The organism is Shewanella sp. SM20, assembly GCF_025654545.1.
In the GTDB taxonomy this organism is placed as follows: Bacteria; Pseudomonadota; Gammaproteobacteria; order Enterobacterales; family Shewanellaceae; genus Shewanella; species Shewanella oncorhynchi.
Genome location: NZ_JAKKRK010000088.1, coordinates 1 through 9,076, shown reverse-complemented (window position 1 = coordinate 9,076; position 9,076 = coordinate 1). Strand labels below are relative to the sequence as shown.

At 45.4% G+C, this 9,076-nt stretch carries 9 protein-coding genes and 1 pseudogene; 2 read left to right on the top strand and 8 right to left on the bottom strand.

Annotated elements, in window-relative coordinates:
• Positions 1-145: 145 nt before the first annotated feature.
• The 8 genes from L5M18_RS22235 to L5M18_RS22200 form a co-directional block, all read right to left on the bottom strand.
• Entirely contained in the window at positions 146-709 is a 564-nt protein-coding gene (locus L5M18_RS22235; RefSeq protein ID WP_263198639.1) for a toll/interleukin-1 receptor domain-containing protein, read from the bottom strand.
• A gap of 266 nt (positions 710-975) precedes the next feature.
• Complete coding sequence (locus L5M18_RS22230; protein WP_263198638.1) at positions 976-1,545, bottom strand: hypothetical protein; 570 nt, start codon at positions 1,543-1,545, stop codon at positions 976-978.
• 2 nt (positions 1,546-1,547) lie between these two features.
• A complete protein-coding gene (locus L5M18_RS22225; protein ID WP_263198637.1) occupies positions 1,548-2,690 on the bottom strand; it encodes a toll/interleukin-1 receptor domain-containing protein in 1,143 nt (380 codons plus the stop codon).
• Between the two features lie 81 nt (positions 2,691-2,771).
• On the bottom strand, positions 2,772-4,388 hold the full coding sequence (locus L5M18_RS22220; RefSeq protein ID WP_263198636.1) for a CBASS cGAMP-activated phospholipase: 1,617 nt from the start codon (positions 4,386-4,388) through the stop codon (positions 2,772-2,774).
• Positions 4,389-4,451: 63 nt separating this feature from the next.
• Entirely contained in the window at positions 4,452-5,051 is a 600-nt protein-coding gene (locus L5M18_RS22215; protein ID WP_263198635.1) for a TIR domain-containing protein, read from the bottom strand.
• A gap of 226 nt (positions 5,052-5,277) precedes the next feature.
• Positions 5,278-5,763, bottom strand: coding sequence for a TIR domain-containing protein (locus L5M18_RS22210; RefSeq protein WP_263198634.1), 486 nt, complete (start codon positions 5,761-5,763; stop codon positions 5,278-5,280).
• A 12-nt stretch (positions 5,764-5,775) separates the two neighbouring features.
• Positions 5,776-6,303 (bottom strand): toll/interleukin-1 receptor domain-containing protein, encoded by a 528-nt coding sequence (locus L5M18_RS22205; protein WP_263198633.1) that lies wholly within the window; start codon positions 6,301-6,303, stop codon positions 5,776-5,778.
• 629 nt (positions 6,304-6,932) lie between these two features.
• Positions 6,933-7,694 (bottom strand): IS5-like element ISSpu10 family transposase, encoded by a 762-nt coding sequence (locus L5M18_RS22200; protein ID WP_011789342.1) that lies wholly within the window; start codon positions 7,692-7,694, stop codon positions 6,933-6,935.
• Between the two features lie 136 nt (positions 7,695-7,830).
• Here L5M18_RS22200 and L5M18_RS22195 point away from each other — a divergent pair, with 136 nt between their 5' ends.
• Together L5M18_RS22195 and L5M18_RS22190 are read left to right on the top strand one after the other, a co-directional pair.
• On the top strand, positions 7,831-8,814 hold the full coding sequence (locus L5M18_RS22195; protein ID WP_263198632.1) for a hypothetical protein: 984 nt from the start codon (positions 7,831-7,833) through the stop codon (positions 8,812-8,814).
• A 102-nt stretch (positions 8,815-8,916) separates the two neighbouring features.
• Positions 8,917-9,051, top strand: a pseudogene (locus L5M18_RS22190) (IS4 family transposase); the annotation flags it as partial.
• Positions 9,052-9,076: the final 25 nt, after the last annotated feature.

The following is a 9,076-nucleotide window of genomic DNA, read 5'->3' as shown; positions in this document are numbered from 1 at the left end:
GTAATAGGCCTCGCAGACATGCACTTTCCTCAGATTAAATGAGCAGAAAGTGCGGGTTTAACGAAGCGAGGAGAAAAAGTCACGCAATAACATGCATGTCGATCAGGGTTTACCATAAAGAAGCAAAAGTGATCGGTTTGCGATGTTATTGAGCGATCGACATGAATGTTATTGGATGATCGGCATGAATGTTATTAGGCGATCGCCATGCATGGTAATACGCAAGATCTAAATAAGGGTATAAGCCAAGGTATTCTCTTCCGTCAAACTCTTCATCATCTTCGATAATTGGCGCAACTGATACCCTTCCAGTACGCGCATCCATATACCCTAATTCCCATGGCATCCAAACCGACTTTTCTGCTGCATCTGAAGTTAAATAGATTAAAGATGAGCAGTTATTCATTCTATTTCGCAGCACTGTTGCTGTATGTTCGCTTACTTTTCCTCTATCTAAGTGCTCATCCTCAATCCAGTCAACATAAACGGAATAACCTTTTTCTATTAGCATGCTTCTAATTTGCATGCATATTCGCGCATCCGAATATGCATGAGAAAGAAAAATGTCGTAATGCTCAGATAAAGAGAATGATTCAAATGCCTTTTGCAGGCTAACGGCTGCCCAGCGCCGTTCATTGGCCTCTTCTAATAATGTTGTCTGTGCAGCGTTGTAGCGACGGAGTATCTCAGATTTACGAATTATAGCCATTCTTCTTCTGGTATAAATTTGACATCCTATCCGCCCACAGGGTAACGACATGATGCAGGTATTTGGTGAATTTGCTTCACTATGAGTTTGATTTACGGATACGGATTACTTCTTCTACCGCATTTGGAAGGTGCTTAGCAATCCCAGCGTATTTCTCATTATTGGTAGCACCTACCAAGGTATTGCGCACTTGCTTCAATTTCGATGGCAAGAAACCCGAGACGACTCACACGTGGATCAGAAAAATACTGGGCCTCACAAGACGACTATGGGGCAAGTAAATAACGACTAAATAGCGTGGCGAAATCAATATCTTCGAGTTCCCTCCCACTGAAATAGCCGTTATCCCGTGCGAGATTAAGCGCCGCACCACCTGGTGCGGCAACTGGAAGGACGAAAGCCTCAGGATTGAACCGCCTAAAAATGTCGTATTCGACCTCAACGCCATCCATCCCGCCAATGAATACGGCTCCGATCAGATCTTCCCTAGAGAGCATCTGTTGTCGCATCAGCTGTAAACTACCCTTGATGTCGCCGGGTACGGAATCGGTGTAAACCACGTTGTCAAACCGTTGATTCTCTTCCGGATAGCGGCCCTCGAAGAAGCGGCTTTGATACAGGACAACAGAGCTTGTGTAGTCAACCCCAAGATCTTCACAGATGCTCCAAATCATGGGGGTTATGGCAGGATGACCACCCCATACAATCTTGTGCCGGCGAACGGTCGCGATGGCCATCTCGCGAACGGCGCACTGGATAAGAAACGGGTCAGTGGTCTCATAGTATTGCCCTCGTCCGATCACGGGGATGCTTGCTGAAAGGAAAATAGCCCCCATTTCTATGCCCTCCAGTCTGCAAATTGCCAGGCTGCTTCACAAGCCTTAACCCAGCGCGTCGCCTGAATGTAATGGCCCAGCCAGTCAAGGTGACTCAACCACTGAGGATGTAAGCCTACATGATCATAGAGTATGGCTACGGATTCGTCAGGAGAGTTCATTGAAGCTTCGTGCATTGTCGTAGAAGTCGGCACACCTACCGTTGGGTAGACCACAACCATCCGGTCATCAGGAAGACGTACTTGAATCCCTCGACCGATGCCCATACCGATTACCTCGCCACCTATGGCCTCAATGCCTATTCGAAGATTGCTCACTAGGTTAACGGTTCTCACCGCATGACTTTTGCTGCGGACTTCCTCAAGCTGAAGACAGATACGATCAATCGCGTAATCACTAATCCGTCCTGATGTAGCATCTAGCTCGCTTGTATCAAGCTCAGCGAGGCTTGCAGTTGCCAATCGGTTGGAGCACAGGGTTTCAGGCCACCCAACTCGAAGAACGCTTATGCCCTTGGCAAGCGCCCTTCCAAACTCTGCAGCCGTCCATCGACTGTTGAAATAGTCAGGAGTGTCGAGCATCAACAACACATCAGAATCGCAAAGCCGATGCCACAGCATGGTCTGAAAATCTTCTGCCGGTGCGATGCTATGGGTATCTAGGAAAACATCGAAATGCCTAGCAGAGAGAGCGTCGAACATCTGCAGCGCCGCCTGACTAGCCTCGTCCCGTCGATAACTGACAAAGACTCGACGTTGCTTCGGAAGCAGACCTGCACATTCCAAGAGCGCAGTGGCTACCCGTTTCGCCCCACCATTTGCGTAAGACAAACAATTCAATGGCCGAAGGATTTCCGGGACTTCCGTTGCAACTCGACCTAGATCAGACACTACTGGAACAACAGAAACACCGCCTCGCAGCAAGCCTGGTAGACTGGGGTGATCTGCGTCTACACCTCCGAAAAATACAACGGCAGCCGATCGTTGCTGATGAGGAGTGAAGTCAGCAGGAACTACCTCCCAGCCGATCTCCTGACCCAACCTCAAGCCAAACCTAGAAACCGCGTCTGCTATAGCCGTTTTAAGCTCAGAGATTTGCTCAGCCGAGGGGGCCCCCAGTACAGCAAGATGATAGATGAATGACATGGCAGCCTCGTTATCAGTTTCGCTTAAACGCTAGTAACCAAACGGGTGCCGCGAGACTATCTCCCACGCGCCCGTTCATTCTCAGAACCGATCCCACGGATCAACATGTTGGCCATCAAAGAATCTGGAGCGCACCTCTGCAAAGTGATGTTTACCAGCCTCATTGCCGCGTTGTGCCATCTCTAGAATAGCCTCGGCGTCATCCATTTTGATTTCGTCAGAAGTCTGCTGGTTAACGCGTACGTGGCGTGTCGGACCCAGAAAGCTCTCCGCGAGAACCAAGGCGCCATGCTCTTGGGCAGAGAAAAAAAGATCGACGCTGTGAGGTGCCCAACCAGCCTTACCCTTTCCGAGCTGATCGGTGAAGTCGCTTTCGCTACTGAGTGTGCCAATACTCAGCACATCTATCCTGTCTAGAGGGATTTTCAGGTATCGAACCGCTTCCGCTAACGCAGGAAGGATTGGGTTATTGGCCCAGACCCCTCCGTCAATGAACGTCTCCAGCGCGATAGGCCCATCGAAGGTAACTTCATCAAAATAGGTAGGCGCAGCTGAGGAAGCCAGTGCGGCATCGACGGCTGAAATATCTCGGTAAGCAGTGCGATCTGGGCTATGTGGGGTGACGATTGCCTCAGCTTGACCTTGCTTGGCCCTGACAGTGGGAATCACCAAGCGGCAGCGGGAATCTGCTGCCAATGTTTTGTCCCCGTATACCTCTTTCAGCAGGCCGCGAAGTGTAGCTGAGTCATGCTTGGATTTGAGCCAATGCCGCAGTTTCCGATCCTTCGGAAAGATTTGAGGACCCTTTTTCTCGTAAAACTCAAGGATTTCAAGCGGCTTCAAGCCCATGGCGAGCCCAATAGCGAGTATTGCACCAGTGGATGTGCCTGCGACTAAGTCAAAGTGCGAAATGAGTTCATTACCTCCACCGGCCTTCAGCATGTCGTCCCACTTGGCTAGGACTGCAGCGGTGAAGGTGCCTCTAAGCCCTCCTCCGTCGAGCGCCAAGATGCGGAAGTTGCGGCCGCGCGCGACGTTACGGCAAGTAAGGGGTAGGTTCTTCAACTGGTCAACAATCAGCCCTACGACCTGGTCAACTGATGTGCTGTTAGCAATGGCCTCATTCGCCTCGTGAGATAGCCCATTTCTCAGGCGAGATAACAACGAAGGATCTTCTTTGAGATATCCTGCGATTGCCCCGCCAAAGCCTGCGACGACAAAACCTGGTTTTCCGAGCTCAAGCATCGTTTCCAGCTCATTGGGGACGCCTGCTTTGGCTTTGTTAACGTCCCACCATGCGCCACCCACGCAGATGACGACGTCTGAACGCTCAGCCATCCAGTCACGCATCGGCGTCAGGCCATCTGCGGCTAGGCCACCGCTGTTATCTGCAGGCACGATCTCTACAGAAGCGAATGTTCTTTGCTCATCAATTTCAGCAGTGTACTGGTCGGTTGAATAGCTCTTCGCACGCACTAGGGTAAGCGCACCCTTGCTACCACCTGCCTGGATGAAATCCTCTGCAGCTTTCCGCAGTGGTTCAGTAAATGAAGGATGGCTCCCATGGACAATAGAGCCCCCTTCACTGAATACTTTTGCTGCAAATTTCTTTACAAAATCAGCGATGTCTGCTTGCAATTCGTTGTTCGACCCGGACAGGTGAACCCTGACTCCGGACAGACGCGTTGTGGTTGCCATGTGTAATACCTAAATTATCTGAAATGTCGAGTTCTGCCAGCTAGTACGTCCATAGGCGAGTTTTCAACGACCGGCCAAGGCAGCTGCAGTTTCAATCCAGTCTGCGATGTTTTCTCGGCCATTTTGAGCCGCAAAGTCATATCTCATGCAGTACTTGGATAGCTTAACAACTGTATTGCTGGTAGGGGCTTCAAACCACAGATCAGAGGCAGGGATGGCTGAGGTGTAATCAGAGTATTTCACCCATTTACCATCCTTTCGCTCCGTGAAATAAATCTTGTCGTTGGTGAGATATACTCCCACTTCATCCAGTGGATTTGTACCTTTCACTCCAAGCTCTTTAGCGTTATTTCTTACGCCATGGACATCTACAGCGAGAAGCCCATTGCCTTTCAACACGCTGCGAACAATCTCATAACGCACCCACCGCCTAGCAGCGGTATACTGACCGGCAAGGACGCATGTCACAGAGGTGTTCTTGAGACCATCACGAAGGAAGGTCTTGAGCGCTTCATCACTTTCCTTCTTAGAAGCTTCAAACACACTGCCGTCAAAGAACCCTTCCGCCTCTTGATCCTTGCTGACGACCAAGCAATTCCTGACATTCCAAACTCGCCACACGTCTTCCTGATAATGGAAGGAAAAAAAAGTTTTCCGAGCCATCTCTTACTCCAGTTCGTTTCATTGACAATACCTCTTACCCGCCAGCGACTACAGATCACTGTGGAATATGTCGTAAGTGCTCGTCATGTAATACACACCCATCAGACATTGAGTGGCTTAGGATTAGTCAAGATTACATCAATAATTTATAATAAATCAATAATATACTTAACTAAATTAAAATTACTGTTGCTTCTGATTTTAATTAAATACAGTCACAAGCATCTCAATTTGCCTTATGTTGAATGGCGTGATCAATCCAGCTTGAAATATTACTTGCTATGCCCTGGTAAGCATTGACAGAGCTAGGATCGTAACAAGGCACAACACTTGACATTGCTCTACCATCATTGAATTTAATCAGGTCAAATGGATTTCTTCCTTTCCTACTAATTCCATTTCTAGGGCATTTTAGGTTATGAATGTGAATGCCTAACAGAGCTTTTCCGTCATTCCATGCCTTAATAATTTCATGCTCTACCCATGGTCTTGAAGCAGTTTCGCTACCAATCAAAACAATAATACATCGTTTGTATTTCATATTTTGATCTATCCATTCCTCAACTGCTTTCTTACCGGTACGCTTGAGTGTTTCCCATTCATTTGGAGTGGTAGGGGGATTACCCTCAATGCTACCAATGTTACGTATTTGTTGAACTCTCATTACGTCATTATCAAAATGAAAGCTGTAAAAAACTGGAATTTTAGCCATGTTTAGTTACCTTTAAAGATTTTTTACCCAAACCCCTGAATTTGTCCCTGCGTCAAACACCGCATATCCAGTCTTGCCGGTTAGTTGTTGACTTCCTTCATCCATTTTTTTATATAGCTGAAGGTATTCGTTGCCATACCAAGCTCCTGAATCATCTTCCGTCGGAATAATTAATATCTTTTCGTAGCCTTTGACTGAATCTGCAAAACCAATTTCCCAAGGACACCAACGTGATTGAGTTGAATTGCTTGTTGCTAAAAATAAGAACCAGTCTGTAGTCTTAATTTCTGTCTTAATTCTGTTTGCAGTTTCTTTGTTGGGAGTACTCGGCATTTCGCTATCTTCCCAGTCAATGTACAAATCCCACCCATTCTCTTTCATTAGAACTTGAAGACCTTTAGCTAGCTCATGGTCTTTGTGGCTATGGCATAAAAAAGCCGTTTGCTGATTTTTAGCTAAAGCTTCATTAAGTGATTTAGCTACAACAACTCTTCCTGAACGATTAGCAGCTGATCGTAAATCCCTTGCTTTAATGGCCATTTTTACTCCTGCAATTCATAGTACTTTTGGGCACCGAACATTAATTATTAGTGCGCATGCGCGTTTACCTTGTTAGACCAGTGAAAACGTACACTGTTAACTATCTGTATGTAAAGAACTTATCAGCTTTCCATTAAATACACCATCCTGAAAAACGCGCATGCGCGTTTTTAAAACCTATCAACTAAAAACAGATTGACATAATCAATTGATTTAATTCATTTCATTTGTTGCCGATTGAGTTAATGCGCACTAATGTCGCCTTAAAAACACTCAAAAGCATCTAAATTTAAATACAACTGTTTGGCCATACATTTTTAGTAGCTTTGCTGTAGGGCTAAACACTGGGTAAATATATGAAAATTTGTAGGGCAACTAGTCAGGGAACTATCGATTAAGCTAACTAGCGATAACACATAACGGAGCATAAATAATTTAACCCCTATGCTCATTTCTGGACGATAAGGGCTTAGAGCGAGAATCTTGAGCCGGACCTAGACAGGAATTCATTTAGGCTCTTTGTTCTAGGGGCTTACCCAACTACAGGTCAAAATAATTCTGCAACTTCTGAATTTTTTTCGTTATCGTTTACATTCTACTAGGGCCTGTTGATCTTTGCTGTTCATAATTTAGCCAACCCACATTGGCAGCCATATAAGGCAGCAAGCCAAGGCCAGTGTACTTGCATAATTCCGGGCTAATTTATCATACCTTGTTGCTACTGAGCGGTAATGTTTTAGCCTGGCAAACACGTTCTCAACCAGATGGCGATATTTGTACAGACACCAGTCAATATCGCCATTACCAATCTTCGAATTACGCTTGCGCGGTATGTTAGGGACGCCCTTTTTTTCTCGGATCTGCTCTCGTATCTTCTCGCTATCATAGCCCCGGTCAGCGATAACGTGTTCGGCATCAGGCAGTTGTTTTAGTAATTCTATGGCTGCTTTACTGTCATGAACCTCACCGCCTGTCACAATAAAATCTATTGGCAAGCCGCAACTATCCACTGCCATATGGATTTTCGTCGTGTTACCACCACGACTTTTCCCAATCGCTTCTTTATCTTCTGAGCGAGCACCTGTCGCATGCTGATGCGCTTTGACGATGCTGCCGTCTATAAATTCCCACTCTAAATCAGCCAATTGCCTTAACTCTGCGAATAGCTGCATTAGAATGCCTTTTTTAGACCACAGGTTAAAACGCCGGTAGATGGCGCTCCAATCTCCAAAAGCTTCTGGCACATCGCGCCAAGGGCAACCGACCCGCATCCGATACAAAATGCCTTCGAAAGTATTTCTGTGTTCCGGCTTGTCATATACGCGGCCCGTTTTAAGCATCAATCTGATTAGCTTTGACCAGTACTCGTCTGTTAACATTGTTCTTGGCATGATGGGTTGTCATGGTTAGTTTTTGGCGAAAGTAATTATACCAGCCCATCATGCTGTCTAATAATCCATCACGAAAGATCAACAAGCCCTAGTTTAATTTACAGTGCCAACAAAGATGTTGCATCAGGACAAACTTATGCCAGGAAAAACTAAAAGGAAATTTGTGGGCGAAACTATTAAGTACAAGAAGAGTTTCCGAGGGCCAATTCTTAAAGTCATGAAAACAATAGCATACGAATACACCCCTGAAGCTTTGTTGCAGAACTTTCAGAAGTTTTACCCCAAGAAATGGAAGGAGTTAAATGACCGTTACAACCAATATCAAGGTCTCGATGATTTTTTAGTCAAAAGTGGAAAAAAGCGAAGATATAAACACCTCAGTCCTCCAGATTTTTTTAAAAGCTTGCCCATTGTCAAAAGTGTATGTTCAGATAATTACAAGCAGCAGCGACAAGCTACTTTCAACGAAGAGTCTATGGCACAGGCGGTGGAGAGCATGACAAATACCATTAAGTCACCCCAACCCTCGCCCCTCTTAATGCAAGAGGTAGACCCTTATTACCTAGAGGTTTACATTGCTGCATATCACAAACGCGGTTCAACACACAGTGAAAAGCTTGAAATCATAAGCGAGCTTCGAAAATTCAATACAGAAAGAACACAACTATTCTTCCAAAAATTGAATAGCTCCGAAAGAAATAATCACATTAGAAATATCGCATTTAATCATCTACAAGAACTAGGTGCTTTTGTTCGCAAGCGTAAAGGGTTCAAAGGTAAGAAAAAACAATACCACTTGGAAAAAGTCAATTTTAAAGTAACACAGCAGGACCTAGCCGAGCTCCTTAGTTCAAATAGCTTACAGAGCACGAAAACTTTTGATTGTTTTGTATCACATAGCTATAAAGATAGTCCGCTAATTACTGACTTGAAAAAACAACTGAACAAGCATGACATTCATATTTACTATGATTGGAGTAGCGATAATGACTTTTTAAAACGAGAGCTTACGAGTGAGTTCACCGAAATTGTGCTTAAAGAAAGAATCAAACAATCGCGGATAGTTATCTTTGTCCAGACCAATCATTCTGTGTCTGAATGCCTTAAAGTTAAGTCCTGAAGAATCCCCTGATGATTTACAAATAAATCATCAAATTAGGGTGGAAGCGCATCTTGTTGCATGATCAAATGGTTTCGCCAAAAACTACACTTGGACAACAAGATGCGCGAAGCCAATATCCTACAACATTCTTTACACCAATACTGCCCAGAACTTCACCTAAAACGATTAAACAGCTTGATGCTGGCCTCTAAGGCACTGATTGAATGTAAGACACTGACCTTGACTGAGTTAGGTGACACTGACCTTGACTGAGTTAGGT